The 22,096-nt window shown below is 60.1% G+C and carries 24 protein-coding genes; 16 read left to right on the top strand and 8 right to left on the bottom strand.

All coding sequences use genetic code 11. The annotated features are described in order from the left end of the window. Window positions 1-2: 2 nt before the first annotated feature. The 3 genes from gyrB to dnaA form a co-directional block, all read right to left on the bottom strand. Window positions 3-2,603, bottom strand: a complete 2,601-nt coding sequence (gyrB, locus tag AC1RMF_RS15320; RefSeq protein ID WP_342620194.1) for a DNA topoisomerase (ATP-hydrolyzing) subunit B — start codon at window positions 2,601-2,603, stop codon at window positions 3-5. A gap of 92 nt (window positions 2,604-2,695) precedes the next feature. Further along, window positions 2,696-3,802 carry a DNA polymerase III subunit beta gene (gene dnaN, locus AC1RMF_RS15325; RefSeq protein ID WP_342620195.1) on the bottom strand — a complete coding sequence of 369 codons (1,107 nt, stop codon included), beginning with the start codon at window positions 3,800-3,802 and terminating at the stop codon, window positions 2,696-2,698. 123 nt (window positions 3,803-3,925) lie between these two features. Next, a complete protein-coding gene (dnaA, locus tag AC1RMF_RS15330) occupies window positions 3,926-5,338 on the bottom strand; it encodes a chromosomal replication initiator protein DnaA (protein ID WP_342620196.1) in 1,413 nt (470 codons plus the stop codon). A 204-nt stretch (window positions 5,339-5,542) separates the two neighbouring features. On the opposite strand from dnaA, the gene rpmH reads away from it, so the two are divergent. The 6 genes from rpmH (at window position 5,543) to AC1RMF_RS15360 (ending at window position 10,370) form a co-directional block, all read left to right on the top strand. After that, window positions 5,543-5,677 (top strand): 50S ribosomal protein L34, encoded by a 135-nt coding sequence (gene rpmH / locus AC1RMF_RS15335; RefSeq protein ID WP_006299042.1) that lies wholly within the window; start codon window positions 5,543-5,545, stop codon window positions 5,675-5,677. Between the two features lie 83 nt (window positions 5,678-5,760). After that, window positions 5,761-6,177, top strand: coding sequence for a ribonuclease P protein component (locus AC1RMF_RS15340; RefSeq protein ID WP_342620197.1), 417 nt, complete (start codon window positions 5,761-5,763; stop codon window positions 6,175-6,177). 3 nt (window positions 6,178-6,180) lie between these two features. Further along, window positions 6,181-6,447 carry a membrane protein insertion efficiency factor YidD gene (gene yidD / locus AC1RMF_RS15345; RefSeq protein ID WP_342620198.1) on the top strand — a complete coding sequence of 89 codons (267 nt, stop codon included), beginning with the start codon at window positions 6,181-6,183 and terminating at the stop codon, window positions 6,445-6,447. Continuing rightward, a complete protein-coding gene (yidC, locus tag AC1RMF_RS15350) occupies window positions 6,444-8,153 on the top strand; it encodes a membrane protein insertase YidC (RefSeq protein ID WP_493142509.1) in 1,710 nt (569 codons plus the stop codon). The genes yidD and yidC overlap by 4 nt, the downstream gene beginning before the upstream one ends. A gap of 38 nt (window positions 8,154-8,191) precedes the next feature. Then, complete coding sequence (mnmE, locus tag AC1RMF_RS15355) at window positions 8,192-9,598, top strand: tRNA uridine-5-carboxymethylaminomethyl(34) synthesis GTPase MnmE (protein WP_493142511.1); 1,407 nt, start codon at window positions 8,192-8,194, stop codon at window positions 9,596-9,598. Between the two features lie 94 nt (window positions 9,599-9,692). Next, window positions 9,693-10,370: a hypothetical protein gene (locus tag AC1RMF_RS15360; RefSeq protein ID WP_342620201.1), complete on the top strand. Its 678-nt coding sequence runs from the start codon at window positions 9,693-9,695 to the stop codon at window positions 10,368-10,370. Between the two features lie 28 nt (window positions 10,371-10,398). On the opposite strand, the gene AC1RMF_RS15365 is transcribed toward AC1RMF_RS15360, so the two are convergent. Both AC1RMF_RS15365 and AC1RMF_RS15370 read right to left on the bottom strand, forming a co-directional pair. Next, window positions 10,399-10,953 (bottom strand): adenine phosphoribosyltransferase, encoded by a 555-nt coding sequence (locus tag AC1RMF_RS15365; protein ID WP_342620202.1) that lies wholly within the window; start codon window positions 10,951-10,953, stop codon window positions 10,399-10,401. Between the two features lie 59 nt (window positions 10,954-11,012). Next, entirely contained in the window at window positions 11,013-12,998 is a 1,986-nt protein-coding gene (locus AC1RMF_RS15370) for a cation:proton antiporter domain-containing protein (RefSeq protein WP_342620203.1), read from the bottom strand. A gap of 108 nt (window positions 12,999-13,106) precedes the next feature. Between AC1RMF_RS15370 and AC1RMF_RS15375 the strand changes: the two genes are divergently transcribed. Genes AC1RMF_RS15375 through AC1RMF_RS15390 form a run of 4 tightly spaced genes read left to right on the top strand, consistent with a single transcriptional unit; the run spans window position 13,107 to window position 16,020 of the window. Continuing rightward, window positions 13,107-14,054, top strand: coding sequence for a KpsF/GutQ family sugar-phosphate isomerase (locus AC1RMF_RS15375; RefSeq protein WP_446738031.1), 948 nt, complete (start codon window positions 13,107-13,109; stop codon window positions 14,052-14,054). After that, entirely contained in the window at window positions 14,054-14,599 is a 546-nt protein-coding gene (locus AC1RMF_RS15380) for a KdsC family phosphatase (RefSeq protein ID WP_493142514.1), read from the top strand. Before AC1RMF_RS15375 ends, AC1RMF_RS15380 begins: the two co-directional genes overlap by 1 nt. Then, a complete protein-coding gene (lptC, locus tag AC1RMF_RS15385; protein ID WP_342620206.1) occupies window positions 14,599-15,225 on the top strand; it encodes an LPS export ABC transporter periplasmic protein LptC in 627 nt (208 codons plus the stop codon). Before AC1RMF_RS15380 ends, lptC begins: the two co-directional genes overlap by 1 nt. 18 nt (window positions 15,226-15,243) lie before the next feature. Further along, window positions 15,244-16,020 (top strand): SDR family oxidoreductase, encoded by a 777-nt coding sequence (locus AC1RMF_RS15390; protein WP_342620207.1) that lies wholly within the window; start codon window positions 15,244-15,246, stop codon window positions 16,018-16,020. Between the two features lie 69 nt (window positions 16,021-16,089). On the opposite strand, the gene rbp is transcribed toward AC1RMF_RS15390, so the two are convergent. The 3 genes from rbp to AC1RMF_RS15405 form a co-directional block, all read right to left on the bottom strand. After that, window positions 16,090-16,497, bottom strand: coding sequence for an RNA-binding regulator (gene rbp / locus AC1RMF_RS15395; protein WP_493142517.1), 408 nt, complete (start codon window positions 16,495-16,497; stop codon window positions 16,090-16,092). 202 nt (window positions 16,498-16,699) lie between these two features. After that, window positions 16,700-16,897, bottom strand: coding sequence for a zf-HC2 domain-containing protein (locus AC1RMF_RS15400; protein ID WP_342620209.1), 198 nt, complete (start codon window positions 16,895-16,897; stop codon window positions 16,700-16,702). Next, the gene (locus AC1RMF_RS15405; protein ID WP_493142520.1) at window positions 16,894-17,496 is read right to left on the bottom strand and encodes a sigma-70 family RNA polymerase sigma factor; all 603 of its coding nucleotides are present in this window, start codon (window positions 17,494-17,496) and stop codon (window positions 16,894-16,896) included. Before AC1RMF_RS15405 ends, AC1RMF_RS15400 begins: the two co-directional genes overlap by 4 nt. A 153-nt stretch (window positions 17,497-17,649) precedes the next feature. Here AC1RMF_RS15405 and AC1RMF_RS15410 point away from each other — a divergent pair, with 153 nt between their 5' ends. The 6 genes from AC1RMF_RS15410 (at window position 17,650) to metW (ending at window position 22,076) form a co-directional block, all read left to right on the top strand. Then, window positions 17,650-17,919 (top strand): BufA1 family periplasmic bufferin-type metallophore, encoded by a 270-nt coding sequence (locus tag AC1RMF_RS15410; protein ID WP_342620210.1) that lies wholly within the window; start codon window positions 17,650-17,652, stop codon window positions 17,917-17,919. Window positions 17,920-17,963: 44 nt separating this feature from the next. Beyond that, complete coding sequence (bufB, locus tag AC1RMF_RS15415; RefSeq protein ID WP_493142588.1) at window positions 17,964-18,860, top strand: MNIO family bufferin maturase; 897 nt, start codon at window positions 17,964-17,966, stop codon at window positions 18,858-18,860. After that, window positions 18,857-19,663 (top strand): HvfC/BufC family peptide modification chaperone, encoded by an 807-nt coding sequence (locus AC1RMF_RS15420; protein WP_342620212.1) that lies wholly within the window; start codon window positions 18,857-18,859, stop codon window positions 19,661-19,663. Before bufB ends, AC1RMF_RS15420 begins: the two co-directional genes overlap by 4 nt. 25 nt (window positions 19,664-19,688) lie before the next feature. Beyond that, entirely contained in the window at window positions 19,689-20,141 is a 453-nt protein-coding gene (locus tag AC1RMF_RS15425) for a DoxX family protein (RefSeq protein ID WP_342620213.1), read from the top strand. Between the two features lie 172 nt (window positions 20,142-20,313). Then, on the top strand, window positions 20,314-21,498 hold the full coding sequence (gene metX, locus AC1RMF_RS15430) for a homoserine O-succinyltransferase MetX (RefSeq protein WP_342620214.1): 1,185 nt from the start codon (window positions 20,314-20,316) through the stop codon (window positions 21,496-21,498). Beyond that, window positions 21,495-22,076 (top strand): methionine biosynthesis protein MetW, encoded by a 582-nt coding sequence (gene metW / locus AC1RMF_RS15435; RefSeq protein WP_342620215.1) that lies wholly within the window; start codon window positions 21,495-21,497, stop codon window positions 22,074-22,076. Before metX ends, metW begins: the two co-directional genes overlap by 4 nt. Window positions 22,077-22,096 lie beyond the last annotated feature (20 nt).

The raw sequence follows: 22,096 nt of genomic DNA on the forward strand, positions 1-22,096 counted from the left end.
TCTCAAACGTCAATATTGCCCGCCCTCAGCGCATTGGTTTCAATGAAGTCGCGGCGCGGCTCCACTTCATCGCCCATGAGCATGGTGAACACGCGATCGGCTTCGATGGCGTCGTCGATCTGTACGCGTAGCAGGCGGCGCACGGTGGGGTCCATGGTGGTTTCCCAGAGCTGGCTGGGGTTCATTTCTCCCAAGCCTTTGTAGCGCTGGCGGCTGGTGGAGCTCTCGGCCTGACCGATCAACCAGGCCATGGCTTCGCGGAAGTCGTTGACCTTTTCTTCCTTCTGGCGCTCGCCCTCACCGCGCATGACGCGTGCGCCTTCGGACAGCAAGCCCTTGAAGGTGTTGGCCGCATCGGCCAAGGCGTGGTAGTCGGCGCCGTGCACGAAGTCCTGTGTGAGCACGCTGCTCTTCACATTGCCGTGGTGGCGGCGGCTGATGCGCAGAATGGGTTTGTCGGTGCGCACGTCAAACTCGCCCGCTACTTCGGCGTCGGGCAGCTTGGCCTGCAGAGCAGCGGCTGAGGCTTCGGCGTCGGCTACGGTGTCCAGATTGAGCGCAACGCCATCGGCCACCGAGCGCAGGGCTTCGGCATCCATGAAGTTTTGCAGGCGCGCAATCACGCTCTGCGCCACCTGGTGCTTGCGTGCAAGCTCGGCCAACGTGTCGCCGCTCAGCGTGGTGCCGTTGGGGCCGCCGGTATAGACCGATGCGTTGACCAGTGCAATGCGCAGCAGGAAGCTGTCGAGTTCGCTGGGGCCTTGCAGATAGAGCTCTTCCTTACCGGCCTTGACCTTGTACAGCGGCGGCTGCGCGATGTAGATGTGGCCGCGTTCCACCAGCTCGGGCATCTGGCGGTAGAAGAAGGTCAGCAGCAGGGTGCGGATGTGGGCGCCGTCAACGTCGGCGTCGGTCATGATGATGATGCGGTGGTAGCGCAGTTTGGCAACGTTGAAATCGTCGTTGCCAGTGCTGCCACCGGCCTTGCCGATGCCGGTACCCAAGGCGGTGATCAGCGTGAGAATTTCATTGCTGGTCAGCAGCTTTTCGTAGCGAGCTTTTTCCACATTCAAAATCTTGCCGCGCAGCGGCAGGATCGCCTGGAACTTGCGGTCACGGCCCTGCTTGGCGGAGCCACCGGCGGAGTCACCCTCGACGATATAGATTTCGCACATGGCCGGGTCTTTTTCCTGGCAGTCCGCCAGCTTGCCGGGCAGGCCCATGCCGTCGAGCACGCCCTTGCGTCGCGTCATGTCGCGCGCCTTGCGTGCGGCTTCGCGGGCGCGCGCGGCCTCGATGATCTTGCCGACAATGATCTTGGCGTCGTTGGGACGCTCCTGCAGATAGTCGGCCAGCAGCTTGCTCACGATGTCTTCCACCGGACCACGCACTTCGCTGGAGACCAGCTTGTCCTTGGTCTGGCTGGAGAACTTGGGTTCGGGCACCTTGACGCTGAGCACGCAGGTCAGGCCTTCACGCATGTCGTCGCCGGACACTTCCACCTTGGCCTTCTTGGCCAGTTCGGATTCGTCGATGTATTTGTTGATGACGCGGGTCATCGCTGCACGCAGGCCGGTGAGGTGGGTGCCACCGTCCCGTTGGGGAATGTTGTTGGTGAAGCACAGCACCTGCTCGTTGTAGCCGCTGTTCCATTGCATGGCCACTTCGACGCCGATGTTGGTGCCCTGATCGCTCTGGCGGTCGCCCATGGCGTGGAACACGTTGGGGTGCAGGACGGTCTTGCCCTTGTTGATGAAATTCACAAAGCCCTGCACGCCTCCGGCACCGGCAAAGTCGTCTTCCTTGCCCGTGCGTTCGTCTTTCAGGCGGATGCGCACGCCATTGTTCAGGAAGCTGAGTTCGCGCAGGCGCTTGCTCAGGATTTCGTAGTGGAAGTCGTTGTTCTCTTTGAAGATTTCGGTGTCAGGCAGGAAGTGCACCTCGGTGCCGCGTCGCTCGGTTTCACCGATCACCTTCATGGGCGAGACTTCCACGCCGTTTTGTGTCTCGACAATGCGGTTCTGCACAAAGCCCTTGCTGAACTCCATTACATGCACTTTGCCATCGCGACGAATGGTCAGGCGCAGCATCTTGGAGAGCGCGTTCACGCAGCTCACGCCCACGCCGTGCAGACCGCCAGACACCTTGTAGCTGTTTTGGTTGAACTTGCCGCCGGCATGCAGCTCGGTCAGGGCGATTTCGGCCGCCGAGCGTTTGGGCTCGTGCTTGTCATCCATCTTCACGCCGGTCGGAATGCCGCGGCCGTTGTCCACCACGCTCACCGAGTTGTCGGAGTGGATGGTGACCAGGATGTCATCGCAGTGGCCTGCCAGCGACTCGTCGATGGAGTTGTCCACCACTTCAAACACCAGGTGGTGCAGGCCGGTGCCGTCAGACGTGTCACCGATGTACATGCCAGGGCGCTTGCGCACGGCTTCCAGGCCTTCGAGAATCTGGATCGAGCCCTCGCCATAGGCTTCTGATGCGCCTGCCTGGTGCGCGTCGATGGTGGGCTGGAAGTTGGAACTCTCCGCGCCGCCCTCACCGGTGTGCACTGCGTCCGTGTTTTCGGGGGTGGAATCAGGCTTGTTGCTATCAGTCATGGCTTACTTCTCTTACAAAATCTCAAACTCTTGAATGACCAAACCCCCGCGGGGCGGGGGTTTGCGTCAAAGGGCGCCTGTGGCTTGCGGCCTTAAATCCGCATGGGCATGACCACGTACTTGAAGGTGGCGTTGTCAGGTATGGTGAACAGCGCGGAGCTGTTGCCGTCGGACAGTTCGATGGACACCATGTCCTGGCTCATGTTGGTGAGCGCGTCGATCAGGTAGGTCACGTTGAAGCCGATTTCAATGCTGTCACCGCCGTAGTCGATGTCCAGTTCGTCCACGGCTTCTTCCTGCTCGGCATTGTTGGATGCCACACGCAGCGAGCCCGGATCAATGTTCAGGCGCACACCCTTGAACTTGTCACTGGTCAGGATGGCCGTGCGCTGCAGCGTGGCCAGCAGCGCGGTGCGACCCAGTGTGATCTGGTTCTTGTGGTTCTTGGGGATAACGCGGTTGTAGTCGGGGAACTTGCCTTCGACCAGCTTGGTCACGAACTCCATGCCGTCGAAGGTGAACTTGGCCTGGTTGTTGGCGAATTGCATTTCAATGGCACCATCCGCATCGCTCAGGAGGCGCTGCAGTTCGATCACGGTCTTGCGCGGCAGAATCACCTCCTGCTTGGGCACTTCCACATCCAACGTGGCAGAGGCAAACGCCAGGCGGTGACCGTCGGTGGCCACCAGGCTGAGCTGCTTGCCTTCGGCGACAAACAGGATGCCGTTGAGGTAATAGCGGATGTCGTGCACCGCCATGGCAAACGCCACTTGGCCCAGCAGGTCCTTCAGGGTCTTTTGCGGCACGCTGAACGCGGGGCCGAAGTTGGCGGATTCCTGTACCAACGGGAAGTCCTCCGCCGGCATGGTCTGCAGAGTGAACTTGCTCTTGCCACCCTTGAGGATGATCTTGCTCTGGCTGGATTCCAGCGACACGGTCTGGTCCGAAGGCATGGTGCGCAGGATGTCGATCAGCTTGCGTGCGCCAATGGTGGTGGTGAAGTTGCCGGTGTCGCCACCCAGTTCGGCCGTGGTGCGGATCTGGATTTCCAGGTCGCTGGTGGTGAGCTGGATCGAGGTGCCAGACTTGCGCAGCAGTACGTTGGCAAGAATCGGCAAGGTATGGCGCCGCTCAACGATGCCCGCAACCGATTGCAGAACCGAGAGCACTTTGTCTTGCGTTGCCTTCAATACGATCATTTCAACCTCTTTCAGAGTCTCAGACTTTGCTACTGCCAGTCAAACTGGCTGCTATTTGGTAAATCCCGCCATTTTCGCTGTTTTATGCAGCATTTCACCGGCACGGAAGCTTGTTTTTAGCAATCAACCCTTGAGCGTTTGCTCCAGCACGTGCAATTGCTGATTCAGCTCGGTCATTTGTTGGCGTTCGCCACCAATTTTGCGCACCGCGTGCAGCACGGTGGTATGGTCCCGTCCACCAAAAAGCTCGCCAATTTCCGGCAGGCTTTTTTGCGTCAGTTCCTTGGCCAGGTACATGGCAATCTGGCGGGGCCGCGCGATGCTGGCCGGACGCTTCTTGGAATACATGTCCGCGACCTTGATCTTGTAGTAGTCGGCCACGGTCTTCTGAATGTTTTCCACCGATATTTGGCGGTTCTGGATCGACAGCAGGTCGCGCAGCGCTTCGCGCGCCAAGGCGATTGAGATGTCTTTCTGGTTGAACCTGGAATACGCCAGGATTTTGCGCAGGGCGCCTTCGAGCTCGCGCACGTTGGAGCGCACATTCTTGGCAACAAAAAAGGCCACTTCCTCGGGCATTTCCGATCCTTCGGCACGCGCCTTGTTGATCAGAATGGCTACCCGCATTTCCAGCTCCGGCGGCTCAATGGCCACGGTCAGGCCGGAGTCAAAGCGCGATACCAGGCGTTCGTGGATGTCCGTCAGCCCCTTGGGATAGGTGTCGCTGGTCATCACGATGTGGGACTTCTTGGCCAGCAGCGCCTCGAACGCATTGAAGAACTCTTCCTGTGTGCGATCCTTGTTGGCAAAGAACTGCACATCGTCGATCAGCAGCAGGTCGAGCGAGTGGTAACGCTCCTTGAATTCATCGAAAGTCTTGCGCTGATAGGCCTTAACCACATCTGAAACAAACTGTTCTGCATGGATGTAGAGAACTTTCGCGCCAGGCTTGTCGTCAAGTAAGCGGTTACCCACTGCATGCATCAAGTGGGTCTTGCCCAGGCCAACGCCGCCATAGATGAACAGCGGGTTGTACAAATGCCCTGGCATGGTGGCCACATGCATGGCTGCGGCGCGTGCCATGCGGTTGGCTGTACCCTCCACCAGCGTCTCGAAAGTGAGCATGCTGTTGAGGCGATTCTTGGGGGTCCCGTTGGATCGCTCTTCGCCAATCTCGGTGACTTCCTCCAATGCGATGGCTTCCGTACTGGCAACGGCAGTTTGAGTCCTGGCAACGGTTTCCCGAGGAGTAATGGCTAACTCAACTTGAACTGGCTGGCCGTAAAGCTTTTCCAGCATGTTGGAAATACGGCTGCTGTATTGCGCCCTGATCCAGTCCAGTTTGAAGCGGTTGGCCACATAGATGGTGACCTTGGAGAAGTCCTCCTGCACCTGGGCCTGAAGGGGTTTGATCCAGGTGTTGAACTGCTGTTCGGGCAACTCCTGGGCGAGCTGGTCAATGCAGCTTTGCCACAGGCTCTGGCCGATGTCGCGGGCAGCCGAAGGCTGGCTGCCAGAGCTTAGTCCCGTGCTCATTCTTGTTCTAGGTTTCTGTGGATAGTTCTACTTATTTAGGAGTCGCATTGTAATTTATCAAAGCGTTATCCACATTCCTGATTTTGATGCCCTTGTTGCCAAGTCAGAACCACAATCCCGTCCAAGCCCTTGCCGCAATTGAGAAAGTTTGCGATAATCTTCGGTTTCCCTGATCGTTGTCGGGGTCCAGAGTAGAGATTCCAAATGAAACGCACATACCAACCTTCCAAAATCCGCCGCGCCCGTACCCACGGCTTTCTGGTTCGCATGAAGACTCGCGGTGGCCGTGCCGTGATCAACGCGCGTCGTGCCAAGGGCCGCAAGCGCCTGGCCGTCTAAGCCAACCCACTGGCAATTCTGATCGGCCAATTCTTGGGGCACTTGCTTTGTCTCAAGGGGTTTCAGTTTCGGTGTGCTCCAACGTGCAACGATTGAAAACACGGCCCCAGTTTCAGGCAGTCCTGGCGGGCAAGACCCTCGCCCGCACTGCCCATTTTGCTTTGCACAGTGCAGGCCTGGTGGCGGCCCCGTCAACGGAGCAAGGGCAGTTGCCGCTCTTTCCGCAGAAGTGCGTCTGGTTGGGAGCCATGGTCCCCAAACGCTGGGCCAAGCGCGCAGTCACACGAAACACCATCAAACGGCAAATCTATAGCGTGAGCGCGCAATTCGAGCCGCAGTTGAGCGTCGCCGCCCACGTCGTACGCTTGCGCGCCGGCTTTGACCGTGCCCAGTTTGTCAGTGCCACATCGGATGCGCTCAAGGCGGCTGTTCGCACAGAATTGCTGAGTCTGTTCGAGAGGGCCTGCACAGTGCCCTCCACCCATTTAACCAGAGGCTGACGCGTGCAGTGGTTGCTGATCAGCCTGGTCAAGGCCTACCGTCTGCTGTTGAGCCCTTGGCTGGGTTCTGCCTGCCGTTTCGAGCCCACATGTTCCGTATACTCCCTGCAGGCGCTTGAGCAGCATGGTGCGATGGCCGGAAGCTATCTCACGGCGGCTCGTCTGGTGCGATGCCATCCCTGGTGTGCTGGCGGCTCCGACCCGGTACCTACTGAACCCCCCCGGCTTTTTGGCCGTCTGATTTCTCCGTCTGAAAAGAAACCCTCATGAACGATATCCGCCGCACCATTTTGTGGGTGATCTTTGGCTTCTCCATGGTTCTGCTCTGGGATCAATGGCAGGTCGCCAATGGCAAACGGGCCACTTTCTTCCCCGGACCTGCCGTGCAGGCCAGTGCGCCCAAGGCGGCGGACGGTAAGCCCGTCGCAGGTAAGGATGGCGCTGTTCCAGCACCTGTGGCAGGTCAGGCCACGGTACCGGCGGCAGCTGATGCTGCGCCCGCGGCACCCAAAGAGCGGTTTGTCGTTACCACGGACGTGCTCAAGCTCACTATGGACACCGAAGGTGGCTCCCTGGTGCGTGCCGAATTGCTGAAGTACGCCGATACCGAAGACAAGACCAAGAACTTCGTACTGCTGGACGACAGCAAGGATCGCGTCTACATGGCCCAGTCGGGCGTGGTGGCCGGAGCTGCTGGAGGGGCATTTCCCACCCATAAGACGGTGATGACAGCCAGCGGCCCGCATGAACTCAAGGATGGCCAGAACGAACTTGTGATCCAGTTCACCTCGCCCGACGTGGGCGGCATCAAGCTGGTCAAGACCTATACCTTGCGCCGCGGAGCCTACGATATTGCAGTCAAGCACGAGCTGATCAACACCTCTGCCAATCCGCAGTCGGCACAGCTGTACCTGCAGCTGGTACGTGACGGCAACAAGCCCGCTGGCGGCTCGTCCTTCTATTCGACCTACACCGGACCTGCCGTTTACACGGAAGCCAAGAAGTTCCAGAAAGTGGACTTCTCCGACATCAAGAAGCACAAGGCAGACTTTGAGCCCAGCAGCTCCAATGGCTACGTCGCCATGGTGCAGCACTATTTCGCCAGTGCCTGGATATTGCCCGATGGCGTGCAACGCAATCTGTCCATGGACGCTGTGGACATCGGTGCCTCTGTGGCGGATTGCTGCTACCGCGCGACCATGGTGGCGCCGCTCGAGCCTTTGGCTCCTGGCGCCAGCAAGGTGGTGGATGCCAAGCTGTTCGTGGGGCCGCAAGAAGAAAAAATGCTGGAAGCGCTCACCCCTGGCCTCGAACTCCTCAAGGACTATGGTCGCCTGACGATTCTGGCCAAGCCTTTGTATTGGTTGCTGGACAAGCTGCACAGCTTCATCCAGAACTGGGGCTGGTCGATTGTGGCCCTGGTGCTGTTGCTCAAGATCGCTTTCTATTGGCTCAATGCCAAGGCCTACGCCAGCATGGCCAAGATGAAAGCCATCAACCCCAAGATCATGGAAATGCGCGAGCGTCTGAAGGACAAGCCGCAGCAGATGCAGCAGGAAATGATGCGCATCTATCGCGAGGAGAAGGTCAACCCCATGGGTGGCTGCTTCCCCATCATGATCCAGATCCCGGTATTCATCGCGCTGTACTCGGTGCTGCTGTCCACCGTGGAAATGCGCAACGCTCCTTGGGCACTGTGGATCCATGACCTCTCGGCACCTGATCCTTTCTACATCCTTCCGCTGGTCATGACCTTGACCACCTTGCTGCAGACTTCGTTGAACCCTGCGCCACCAGACCCCATGCAAGCTAAGATGATGTGGATCATGCCGCTGGCCTTCAGCGTGATGTTCTTCTTCTTCCCATCGGGCCTGGTGATGTACTGGATCACCAACAACGTGCTGTCCATTGCCCAGCAATGGATCATCAACACCCGCATGGGTGTGCCGCCCAAGTTCAATCTGCCCAAGTTCTGATGGGCGGAGCCGGATCGCTGACTGTCTAGTGGCGCACCATGCTGCCACGTCACCACGATCCGGTTCTGGCCATTGCCACCGCGCCCGGCCGAGGGGCGGTGGGCATTGTGCGCATCAGTGCCAGGCAGCTCTCACCTTTTGTCCAGGCCTTTTTCGGCCGTTCTCTGCCTCCCCGCGAGGCCCTGTACCTGCCCTTCAGTGATGCCGACGGCATTGCGATAGACCGCGGTCTGGCCATTTACTTCCCTGGCCCGAATTCCTTCACCGGAGAGGATGTGCTGGAGTTGCAGGCCCACGGAGGGCCGGTGGTGCTGCAATTGCTGCTTGCACGTTGTCTGCAGGTGGCAGCGCAGGTGGGCGCCACCAGCAATTTGCCCGTGTTGCCCGGGCTGCGCCTGGCGACAGCGGGAGAGTTTTCCGAACGCGCATTCCTGAACGACAAGATTGATCTGGCGCAGGCCGAGGCAATTGCTGATCTGATTGACGCCAGCACCGAGGCCGCCGCGCGCAGTGCTGCGCAATCATTGTCTGGAGCCTTTTCAAAGGAGGTTCACGCCCTGCTGGCCGCCCTAACCCATTTGCGCATGCTGGTGGAGGCCACGCTGGACTTTCCGGAAGAAGAGATCGATTTTCTGCAAAAGGCGGATGCAGCCGGACAGCTGGAACGCATTCAGTCATCGCTAAAGGAATTGTTTGCCAAGGCGTCCCAGGGTGCCCTGCTGCGCGAAGGCATTCAAGTCGTGATTGCCGGTCAACCCAATGCGGGCAAATCATCCTTACTCAATGCCTTGGCGGGTGCGGAGTTGGCCATCGTCACGCCCATTGCCGGCACCACGCGCGACCGCGTGCAGGAGACCATTCAGATCGAAGGTGTACCCATCCACGTGATCGATACCGCCGGTTTGCGCGAGAGCGAAGATGTGGTGGAGAAGATTGGCATCTCCCGCGCCTGGGAAGCGATTGCCGCCGCCGACGTGGTGCTGTTTCTGCACGACCTGACACGTGCGACCCAGACTGATTACCTGTCTGGTGATGCTGTCATTGCCCAGACCTTGCAGGCGAAGCTGCCAACCGGTGTTCCCGTCATAGAAGTCTGGAACAAGGCAGATGCAGCGCCGAATTCGCAGGGTCAGGCAGGCATCACACTCTCCGCCAAGACTGGCAGCGGACTGGATGCGCTGCGTCAGGCCCTGTTGCAAGCCGCAGGATGGGGGCCTGCCAGCGGCGGCAATTTCATTGCGCGGGAACGGCACATTCAGGCACTGCGGCGGGTCGAGCACCACTGTGAGCTTGCAGCGGACCATTTGGCCGCCCATGCCCAGTCCCTGGACTTGCTGGCCGAAGAATTGCGCCTGGCGCAAGGCGCTTTGGGTGAGATCACCGGTGAGTTCAGCTCGGACGATCTGCTGGGCGTGATCTTTTCGCAGTTTTGTATTGGCAAGTGATCTGTCCTACACTGCTGGGACACGCTTACTCCATACATCTATGTCCTTCTTAAGCTGGTTTGGAAAACGGAAAACGGCCACTGAATCGGCCTCGGTGCCGCCTTCTGATCTGGGTGCCTCCGACGCGACCCTGCCCTTGCAATACCAGTCCACCGACAAGACTGTTCCAAGCAACAGCCGCAAGAGTGAACGCATGCAACGCCGGGAGCTGCTGTATGGCATCGTGCGCGAATGCATGACGGCCTCGGGCATTCTTTCTTCCACCTACAAGTTCAAGGTGCTGTCACTAGATTCCAGTGGTCGCCAGTACCTGATCATGGTGGACGTGCCGCGGGACTACATGACAGATCCGGAGCGCTTTGTGAACATGGAAGGCGCCATAGCCCGTAGCGCCAAGGAGCGCTTTGATATGCTGGTCACTGCCGTCTACTGGCGGGTGAACGACATGGTGAGTGTCCGACCGGCATCCCCGTCGATGGCGCAAGCTGCGCCAGTGCCCAAGGCGGCAGCGAGGCCCGCCACACCCCCGGGAGTTGCGCCACTTGCCCCGCAATCCCGAACGCCCTCTTCGGACGAAGAGGTGTCCGTTGACGAAGTGCTGGCATTCAAGCGGGCTGTAGCCGCTGCCGCAAGTGGTGCCGCGCCAGCTCGTTCGGGCGAGGTGGTGCGTTCTGGCAGGCGCAATCCGGCGCCTGAGCCGGACTTCAGCGATACCGAGCCGTTTGATGCGAATTCACCTTTGGGTCCTTCGCAATTTGGTGGGCTCAACTAGCGTCGGGTTGTTGGCGACCTCGCCGCCCTCAATGCCCGGCAAAGTCCACCAGCGTGAACAGTGACAGCCCGGATTCGCGCAACTTGGCCGAGCCGCCCAGTTCCGGCAGATCCACAATGGCCGCACCTTCGGTCACCACTGCGCCCTGACGTTCCAACAGACGGCGTCCGGCCATCATGGTGCCGCCAGTGGCAATCAGGTCATCAATCAGCAGCACGCGCTGACCTGGCTTGACCGCATCGGTATGCAACTCCACCGTGGCGCTGCCGTATTCCAGTTCATAAGTCTCTTCCACCGTGGTGAAGGGCAGCTTGCCCTTTTTGCGGATGGGCACAAAGCCCACATTGAGCTCATAGGCCACGACAGCTCCGATGATGAAGCCGCGTGCATCCAGGCCGGCAACCACATCGGGGCGACGATCTGCCGACATGTAGCGGTGCACGAATGCATCGATCAACACCCGGAATACCTTGGCGTCCTGCAGCAGCGGCGTGATGTCACGGAACTGTATGCCGGGTGCGGGCCAATCCGGCACGGTGCGGATATGGTCGCGCAGATACTGGTTCACACTGATGTTTTGCATGGGTTGGTCCAAACGGATAAGGGGCACGGGCGCCCATTGTGCCCTGTCTGGGGGCCCAGTCAGCCCTTGAGCAGGAGTTGCTCCGCCAGCGCCAGCGACTCGGCTTTGCCCGACAGCACCAGGGTGTCCCCGGCTTGCAATAGCACATCAGATGCGGTGCTGACCGCCCTGCCATCGCTGCGGCGCAGACTCAGAACGCGGACCTCCAATGTTTCCAGTGCGAAATGCTCCAGTGCGTTGCCAGCCACCGCAGTCAGTTGTGGCAGGGTGATGGAGACCAGCCGCTCGTGATGAAGCTCGTCCACCGAATCGTCGTCTGCGCCATGGAAAAACCCCCGCAGCAGGTTGTAGCGTGCGTCCCGTTGGTCCTGCACGATACGGATCACGCGCCGCATGGGTACGCCCACCAGCGCCAACGCATGGCTGGCCAGCATCAGTGAGCCCTCGATGGCTTCGGGGACCACTTCGGTTGCTCCAGCGGCCTGCAACTTCTCCAGGCTGTGGTCATCCTGGGTGCGAACGATCACTGGCACCTGCGGCGCATGGGCATGTCGGTTGGCCAGCACCTTCAGTGCCGCTGCCTCGTCCAGGTAGGTGACGACCACGGCACTGGCCCGTGCCAGGCCGGCAGCCATCAGTGCCTGCAACCGGGCGGAGTCACCAAAGACCACGTTCTGCCCGGCCGCTGCGGCTTGGCGTACACGGTCCGGGTCCAGGTCGAGCGCCAGGTAGGGAATGCCTTGACTTTCAAGCATCCGCGCCAGGTTCTGCCCACAGCGTCCAAATCCGCAGATGATCACATGCTGCTTCACGCCAATGGATTTGCGGGCAATCGTGGTCATGTGCAGAGACTGCTGCAGCCATTCGGTGGACACCAAGCGCAAGACAATGCGGTTGCTGTACATCACCACAAAAGGTGTGACCACCATGGACAGCACCATGGCAGCCAGAATCGGGTTCAGCAGCATGGGTGGCACCAATGCGTTTTCCTCGGCCAGCGTAAGCAGCACAAAGCCGAATTCACCGGCCTGACCCAGATACAGGCCGGTGCGCAGGGCCACACCGCTGGTCGCGCCCAGGCCACGCGCCAGACCCGTAACCAGAGCGATCTTGAGCAAGGGGGGAATCAGCATCAGCAGCAATACCAGGCCCCAGCTCTGCAACACCAGTCGCCAGTCCAGCAGCATGCCAATGCTGATGAAAAACAGTCCCAGCAAGACGTCATGGAAGGGGCGGATGTCGGTTTCCACCTGGTGCTTGAACTCCGTTTCGGAAATTAGCATGCCCGCGATGAAGGCGCCCAGGGCCATGCTGAGCCCGGCCTGTTCGGTCAGCCAGGCCAGGCCCAGCGTGATGAACAGCAGGTTGAGCACGAACAACTCCTCGCTCTTGCGCCGTGCCACCAGCGTCAGCCAGTGACGCATCACATGTTGGCCGCCCACCAGTAGCACGGTCACCAGCAGCACCGCCTTGACCCCGGCCAGAGACAGTGCGCTGAGTAGGTTCTGGTCGGAGGCCCCTAGCGCGGGTACCAGCACCAACAGGGGAACAACGGCCAGATCCTGGAACAGCAATATCCCCATGATGCGCTTGCCGTGCTCGGCCTCCAGTTCCAGCCGTTCCACCATCAGCTTGACCACAATAGCGGTGCTGCTCATGGCCAAGGCGCCCGACAACGTCAGTGCCGCCTTCCAGTTCATGGCCCACAGGTTGGGCAGCAGTCGGGCCAACAGCAGCATGACTGCAGTGCCCACCAGCATGGTGACCGTGACCTGCAGAAAACCTAGTCCGAACACATGCTGGCGCATGGCGCGCAACTTGGGCAGATTGAATTCCAGACCGATCACAAACATCAGGAACACCACGCCGAACTCGCCCAGATGCTGCACCGCCTCTACATTGCGTGACAGGGCCATGGCATTGGGGCCAATCAGCACGCCCACGCACAGATAGCCCAGCATGGGTGGCAGTTTGAGCAGTCTGCAGGTGACTACCCCCAGCACCGCCGCCAGCAAATACAGGAGGGTAATCTCAAGACCATTCATGCCTGCATCCTAGCAAGTGCGGCCTGAAGCCACCTGGCTCTATAAAATGCCTGCATGACAGCCATCCCACACCGGACCCCCGATTCAGTAGCCCAACGTGCCATTGCCATGGCCCAGGATGCCCTGGTCATAGAAGCCGCCGCCATCGCCGGGCTGCAAGGCCGCATCGGCGCGCCTTTTGCCAGGACGGTGGAAGCTGTGCTGGCCATCCAGGGGCGTGTGGTGGTCATGGGCATGGGAAAGAGCGGCCATGTGGGGCGCAAGATCGCAGCCACGCTGGCTTCCACCGGAACGCCCGCCATGTTCGTGCATCCGGGCGAGGCCAGCCACGGTGACCTGGGCATGATCACCGAACAGGACCTGGTGCTTGCCATCTCCAACAGCGGCGAATCGCAGGAGATGGAAGTCTTGCTGCCGGTGCTCAAACGCCTGGGTACGCCATTGGTCGCAATGACCGGCAACCCCCAGTCCACCATGGCGCGCTACGCCGATATCTGGCTCGACAGCGCGGTGGAAAAAGAGGCCTGCCCTTTGAACCTGGCACCGACTGCCAGCACGATTGCGCAGATGGCGCTGGGCGATGCCTTGGCGGTCGCCCTGCTCGATGCACGTGGATTCCGTGCCGAAGACTTTGCCCGCTCACACCCCGGCGGCGCGCTGGGGCGCAAACTGCTGACCCACGTAAGCGACGTCATGCGTAGTGGCAATGCCGTGCCGCGCGTTGCACCCGATGCGGGATTTAGCGCATTGATGCGGGAAATGAGTGCCAAGGGACTGGGTGCGGCGGCCATCGTGGATGCGGATGACCATGTGCTGGGCATCTTTACCGACGGCGACTTGCGTCGCTTGGTGGAGCAGGGCAAGGATTTGCGCAACACGGTCGCTGCGGACGTCATGCATACCAACCCCAAGACCATTGGTGTAGACGCGCTGGCAGTGGATGCGGCTGACATGATGGAAAGCCACCGCATCACCGGTGTGCTGGTGCTTGATGCGGAAGGACGCCTGTGCGGTGCCATCAGCAGCAATGATCTGATGCGCGCCAAGGTCATCTGATGCCACCCGCCATCTCTTTCGATCCTGCGCTCCTGCTTCAGGCGCAGGGCATCAAAATCGCTTTCTTTGACGTGGACGGTGTGCTGACCGACGGCGGCCTGTTGTATTCCGAGAGTGGCGAAACGCTGAAGCGTTTCAACACGCTTGACGGACATGGGCTGAAGATGCTGAAGAAGGCGGGCATCATTCCCGCCGTGATCACGGGGCGCGATTCCAAGGCCCTACGCAAGCGCCTTGAAGCATTGGGTATCACCCACACCCATTTCGGTACGGAAGACAAACGCCCTGCCGCCGAGCAAACCTTGCGGGAGTTGGGGTTGCAATGGAGTCAGGCCGCCGCCATGGGCGATGACTGGCCGGACCTGCCCATGATGCAGAGCGCGGCGTTTTCCTGTGCACCAGCCAATGCCCATGTTGAAGCGCTTGGGCTTGCAAATTACCGCACCCGAGCGGTGGGAGGTTCTGGTGCAGTCCGTGAATTTTGCGACCTGCTGATGGTGGCTAGTGGACGCTACGCTGACCTGCTGGCGGAGTACACCTACTGATGTGGAACGCGCGCACTTTCATTCGCGAGGCCGGAGACCGTTTCTTTCTGTACCTGCCGCTCTTGTGCATGGCGGTTCTGGCGCTGGGCACGTACTGGATGGTGCGCACCACGCCCGCAGTCGAGACGCCCGGCGCGCCCAGAGTGCAGCGGCACGATCCCGACTATTTCATGCAGGGGTTTTCGGTCAAAACCTTCGATGCAGCGGGCCGTATCCGCAGCGAGGTCATGGGCGACAAGGTACGCCACTATCCCGATACCCAATGGCTGGAAATTGATGGCATCCGCATCCGCTCCTTTGATACCAAGGGCCATCTGACGACGGCATCCGCAGACCGGGGGCTGACCAACCAGGACGGCTCGGAGGTGCAACTGATGGGGAACGCGGTGGTGGTGCGTGAGGCCAACCGGGAAGCGGGGAAGGACGAAACGCCGCGCATGCAGTATCGCAGTGAGTTTTTACACGCTTTCATGGATACGGAGCGTTTGAAGTCCCACCTGCCGGTGGAAATTCTGCGTGGCAAGGACCGGTTTACGGCAGACAGCATGGACTACGACAATGTCGAGCAGATCGTGCAGCTCAACGGACGGGTGCGCGGTACGCTAGTGCCCACTCCCCAGCACTGAACCAGCGGGACAAAGGCCATGGCTTCATTGGTTTTCATTACCGGCGCATCCAGTGGCATCGGCCAGTCCCTGGCCTGGCGCTTTTACCAAGCGGGCTACAACTTGGCTCTGGTAGCGCGCCGCACGGAAGTGGTACGGGAATGGATGCAGGTCAAGGGCATTTCTGCTGAACGCTGCCACGTCTATGGTGCCGACGTTGCGGACGTGAACAGCATCGTGCATGCGGGGCAGCAGTGCATGCTCAGCCAGGGGTTGCCGGATGTCGTCATTGCAAACGCGGGCATCAGCATCGGCATGGACACGGCGATCCGGTCAGATTTGGACGTCATGGCGCAGACTTTTGCCACCAACAACGTGGGCCTGGCGGCGACTTTCCATCCTTTTATTGACGGCATGTGCAAGCAGGGTTCCGGCACCCTGGTCGGTATCGGCAGCGTGGCAGGTATTCGCGGGTTGCCTGGGCATGGCGCCTACTGCGCAAGCAAGGCGGCTGTCATTTCCTATTGCGAGAGCCTGCGCGGCGAGTTACGCGCAAGCGGAGTGCGTGTGGTCACTGTCTGTCCGGGATACATCGATACGCCGCTCACCCGCAAGAACCGCTATTCCATGCCGTTCCTGATGTCGACGGATGACTTTGCTGATCGTGCCGCTCACACGATTCTGGCAGGCGACAGCTACCGGGTCATTCCCTGGCAAATGGGATGGGTAGCCAAACTCTTGCGGCTATTGCCCAATGCATTGCTGGACAAAGCCCTGGCGGGCAGGCCGCGCAAGCATCGTGCTGATGAGGCTTGAGGGCCCATTTCACCGAGCTCTCAAAGTAAAAAAGGACCCGAAGGTCCTTTTTTACATAGGGGGAGCTGCTTAGTAGCTGCTGCCACGGCCACCGCCGTAACCACCACCGCCGCCGCCGCCAGAACGGCCGCCACCGCCGTAACCACCGCCGCCGGAGCGACCGCCACCACCGTAGCCGCCGCCACCGCCAGCACCGCCGCCGAAGCCGCCGGAACGGGGAGGACGGGGTTCCATGGGACGTGCTTCGTTGACAACCAAGCCGCGGCCACCGAATTGTTGGCCGTTAACGCCGTTGATGGCAGCTTGTGCCTCCGCATCGCTGCCCATTTCCACGAAGCCGAAGCCCTTGGAGCGGCCAGTGTCACGTTCCATCATGACCTTGGCGCTAGTAACGGTACCGTGGGGAGCAAAGGTTTGCTGCAGGTCTTCGTCACGGAAAGAATATGGCAGGTTGCCAACGTAAAGTTTGTTGCCCATGTAAGGACTCCTCAAAATAACTCAAAACGCGATGGAGTCCAAAACCGCAATCAACAAACCAATAAAGACTTAGAGCAGACGCGAAACTGACTAAACACCGCAAACTTCCCCACCAGCTTTCTGGCAAGGCAATTTCATTATGCGCCAATTCCCGCGACATTCCTAATTTTTTTATGGAATGTCCTCCAAGGCCGGTTTGGGGTCAGTCCTGTGTCGTGTAATTGCGCCACTGTTTCATGCCGTTGCGCATGGCGAGCATTTGTCGCTCAAATCGCGGGCACGCCTCGCAGATCAGCAAATGCAGGCGCAAAGCCAGCCGGTCTGCCAGACCCAGCGCGCGGTCCTCCCGGGCCACCATCAGGGCGGTGGCTTCTTTGCAGGTTCTTTTGAATGGCGTCACGAATTCACCTTGTTGCCGTACCAGTTTAATTCCAGGCACTCACGCAATCGCAATCTGGCACGGTGCAATTGAACGTACAGATTGGTCGGAGTCAGGGCCAATTCCTTACAGATTTCCTCGCTGCTGAGCTCCAGCCACTCGCGCATCAGGAACAGGCGCCCCTGCACGGCAGGTAGTCGGTTGGCACAGGCTTCCAGAATTTCAAAGAACTGGCGGCTGCTACTTTGCTGCTCGGGGTTGCCCCATTCGGCGGGCGCTTCCACGTAGTGCCCGTCCGGCTTGAAACCCAGCAGTTCCAGTGGATCTTCCTGGCCATCCGTGGAATCGTCCATCTGACACACTTCACGCCCGTGCAGACGCAGTGCATCGATGATCTTGTGCTTGAGTATGCCCACCAGCCAGGTCTTGAGTTGTGAGCGATTTCCGAAAGATTGCGGCTTGGACAGGGCTGCTACCAGAACTTCCGACACGGCGTCCTCCGCCCAGGTTTCGTTGCGCAATTGCAGGCGCGCGAACTTCATCAGGTAATCGCGCAGTTCGGCAACCTGGGACTCAAAGCTTGGCGCAGCTTTTGGAAGGGGAGATTCGGAGCTTTGCAAAGGAGTCCTCGTTATACGTCAAATTAATTTGGCCATCTTGTAAGAAAAAGCGTGGAGCCCAGACCAAGATATAACCAGCGCGAAGCATCCGATAAACGCAGCTGGTTGATTTTCACAACCCCGTGGTTTTACCACTCTCTAAAGGACTTTGATATGAAACACGCTTCCATGATTGCAGCCACCGCCGCCACTTTGATGACGCTGGCACTCGCTTCTGCGCCAGCCGCTGCGGCAGAAAAAGAAAAATGTTTTGGCATTGCCAAGGCCGGTCAGAACGACTGCGCTAGCACCACCGGCGTGCATTCCTGTGCCGGACAGTCCAAGGTGGACATGGACAAGGCGGAATGGAAGTACGTGGCCAAGGGCACCTGCAAGGACATGAAGGGTATGACGGCCGACGAAGCCATGAAGCCCAAGACCTGAAATACAGGCGCCCGAACACCTTTAGCCAAGCCCACGCCGTGAATCTGCCTTCTCCACACCGTCCCTTGCAGACTGGCCTGGGCTGGCGTCAGCCGCATTACGCCCAACTGCTGCAACAGCAGCCTGCGCTGGATTTTCTGGAGGTGCATTCCGAAAACTTCTTCGCGCCCGGCGGGGCCACCTTGGCGGTGCTGGAGCGCGGACGCAGTTCCTACCCGGTCAGCCTGCATGGGGTGGGGTTGTCGTTGGGCTCGGCGCTGGGGCTGGATGACTGGCACCTCGACCGGTTGGCCGAGCTGGTCAACCGGATCGACCCGGTGCGCGTGAGTGACCATGCCAGTTTTGCGCGCGCAACCTATGCGGGAAGTGCGGTGCATGCGGCCGACCTGCTGCCATTGCCTTTCACCCAGGAGGCGCTGGACGTGCTCTGCAGGAATGTGCAGCGCGTGCAGGACCGCCTGAAGCGGCGCTTCATGGTGGAGAACCTGTCGGCCTATCTGCAATGGACGCCTGCATCGGACCCCTCTCTGGAGGAGACCGACTTTCTGAACGCATTGGCGAGTCGTACCGGGTGCGCCCTGCTGGTGGATATCAACAACATCTACGTCAATGCGCAGAACGCCCAGTTGGCGGGTCTGTGTGCTGATCCTTTGACAAGCTGTGCACGCTGGCTGGAGCGCATTGCGCCCCAGGCCGTCGCAGAGCTGCATCTGGCCGGGCATTGCCATGTACAGGACGAACATGGCGAGATATTCATCGATGACCACGGCAGCCGCGTGTGCCAGCCCGTCTGGGACTTGTACCGCCATGCCGTGGGTTGTTTTGGCGCGGTTCCCACTTTGCTGGAGTGGGATACCGACATTCCTGCGCTGGAAGTCCTGCTGACTGAGGTAGAGCGCTCCCGCGACGAGGCGTGGCAGGTTCTGGGGAGCGGCGCATGAGCAGTCTGGCGTCGCAGCAGCAAGCCTTGCTGGAAGCGCTGTTTGCCTGGCCGGTGCAAGCGGCTGCACAGAGACTGGCCGAGCAGGCAATAGGCGTAGGCGCCAGTCCGCAGCGTGGCCTGCAGGTCTACCAGGCCAACGGCCATGTACTGGCAGAGCGTGCATTGCAGGACGCCTACCCGGTATTGGTGCAGATGCTGGGCACGGAGAGCTTTGCCCACCTGGCGCGTGCCCTGTGGCATGCCCATCCGCCCACGCAGGGCGATATTGCGCAGTGGGGTGAACGCCTAGCCGAGTTTGTGCAGCAAAGCGCACAACTGCAGGAGGAACCTTATCTGGCCGACGTGGCCCGGACCGAATGGGCCATGCACCTCTGCAGCAGGGCCGTGGACCAGGAGGCAGCGCTTTCCACGCTGGTACTGCTCACCACGGAAGACCCACAGACGCTGGGGCTGATTCTGGCGCCGGGGCTGGCAACTGTTTGCAGCCCCTGGCCTGTTGCCAGCATCCTGCTGGCGCACTTGCAGGGCACGCCGAGTTTGGCCGAAGTGGGTGCGCAGCTGCGCAGTCGCACGCCACAGGACGTGGTGGTCTGGCGCCAGGACTTTCAGGTGCGGCTGCGCCAGACGCTGCCCGGCGAATGCGCGTTGCTGACCGCGTTGATGGCAGGTGCGTCGCTTGAGGGTGCACTGGATCAGGCGCCTCTGCTCGACTTTCCCCAATGGTTGCCCATGGCTGTGCAGACGGGTCTGGTGTTGGGCGGACAACGGTTGACGGATGAAATGGCGAGCAACCGTCCTTGACAACTTTTTACGGACTTTGATTTCCATGAACTATTTGCTGCAAATCCCCAGGCTATGGCGCTGGATGGAGTTCCCGCTCAATGCCCTGCAGTCCCCGTTGGCCTTGTTGGGCCGGTTGTACGTGGCCCAGGCATTCTTTCTCTCCGGCCTGACCAAGCTGCGCGATTGGGATACCACGCTGGCACTCTTTCAGGATGAATACCACGTGCCGTTGCTGCCGCCCGAGTTGGCAGCCTATATGGGTACCTGTGGAGAAATCGCCTTGCCCGTGTTGCTGGTGGCAGGACTGGCCGGGCGCTTTGCGCCTCTGGGGTTGAGTGTGATCAACGTCATGGCCGTTTTGTCGCTAACGGAAATTGCCCCTGCGGCCCTGCAGCAGCACATCAGCTGGGGCATTGTGCTGGCGTCGTTGGCCGTATTCGGAACCGGGCGCTGGACCCTGGACCGGTTGCTGGAGCGCATGGGCGGCAAAGCCTGATATTCCCGCCATCCCCTGCAAAGGCTGGTGCCGTCAGCAAGCCTTGGTAGAATTTCGTCCAGCGCCAATTTGCCCTGCTTGCGGGCGCTTTACAAATTCAGCTAAAGACGGACCGACCCAAACTCCCGGCCTCGTTGATTGCGATGCCGGGTTTTGTTTTTTTGGGGTTTGAATGGGAACTAGCTTGGATACGCCTCTGATCGCCCACGCACAAAGCATGCACTTCGCGCAGCCTTTGACGCTGCAGAGCGGTGCTGCCATTCGCGACTATTCGCTATCGTATGAAACCTACGGCACACTGAACGCACACAAGTCCAACGCGGTGCTGGTCTGCCACGCGCTCAATGCCTCGCACCACATTGCCGGCGTATACGAAGGCCAACCCAATTCCGAGGGCTGGTGGGACAACATGATCGGCCCTGGCAAAGCGCTGGACACCAACCGCTTCTTTGTTATCGGCGTCAACAACCTGGGCTCCTGCTTTGGCTCTACCGGCCCCATGCACACCAACCCGGACACGGGCAAGCCCTATGGCTCGGCCTTTCCCGTGGTGACGGTGGAAGACTGGGTCGACGCACAAGCACGCCTGCTGGACGCCCTGGGTATAGACAAGCTGGCCGCCGTCATGGGTGGTTCACTGGGGGGTATGCAGGCCCTGAGCTGGACCCTGCGCTACCCCGATCGGGTCGGACATGCATTGGTGATCGCCAGTGCGCCCAACTTGACGGCCGAGAACATTGCCTTCAATGAAGTGGCGCGCCGCGCCATCGTGACGGACCCGGACTTCCATGGCGGGGATTTCTACGAACATGGCGTCATCCCGAAGCGCGGCTTGCGCATCGCCCGCATGATTGGCCACATCACCTATCTGAGCGACGACGTGATGAATGAGAAGTTCGGAAGGCAATTGCGTGCCGCTGCTCAGGCTGCCAAGGACGGTCGTCCCGAAGAGGCAGCCAGCTACTTGTTCAGCACCCAGGAAGCCGAGTTCCAGATCGAAAGCTACCTGCGCTACCAGGGTGACAAGTTCGCCGAATACTTTGACGCCAATACCTATTTGCTGATCACCCGTGCCCTGGATTACTTTGATCCGGCACGCCACCACGGCAACGACCTGAGCCAGGCACTGGCCGCGGCCACCTGCAAGTTCCTGATCGTGAGTTTCTCCACCGACTGGCGCTTTGCGCCCCAGCGCAGCCGCGAGATCGTCAAGGCACTGCTGCACAACCAGCGCCAAGTGAGCTATGCCGAGATCGATGCCCCGCATGGCCACGACGCCTTTCTGCTGAACGACCCGCGCTACAAGAATGTGGTGCGCAGCTACTTTGACGGTATTGCCCGGGAGGTTTCTGTATGAGCGACGCCGTCATTCAACACGCGATTGCCGAGCTGGTGCCCAAGGGCTCGCGCGTGCTCGACCTGGGTTGCGGCGATGGCGCCATGCTGGACTACCTGCAGCGCGAAAGAGGCTGCAGCGGTTACGGTGTCGAAATAGACGACGCCAATGTACTGGCCTGTGTCGCCCGCGGCGTCAATGTCATCCAGCTCAATCTGGACGAAGGCTTGGCCATTTTTGAAGACGCCTCGTTTGACGTGGTGCTGCAGATCGACACCTTGCAGCATCTGCGCAATGCCGAGGTGATGTTGCGCGAGACCGCACGCGTGGGACGTGTGGGCATTGTGGCCTTCCCCAACTTCGCGCACTGGCCCAACCGACTGAGCATCCTGCGTGGCCGCATGCCGGTCACCAAGCGCCTGCCTTATCAGTGGTACGACACGCCCAACATCCGTGTGGGCACCCATGCCGACCTGGCCGACCTGGCTGCGCGCAACGGCCTGCGCGTGCTCGACAGCTTTGGCTTGCAGGAAGGACACACCGTGCGATTTGCGCCAAACTGGTTTGCCGGGACATCGGTGTACAAGTTGGCGCGCTGAGCGGCGGGCGTGGCATGATT

Source organism: Rhodoferax sp. GW822-FHT04A08 (genome assembly GCF_058801025.1).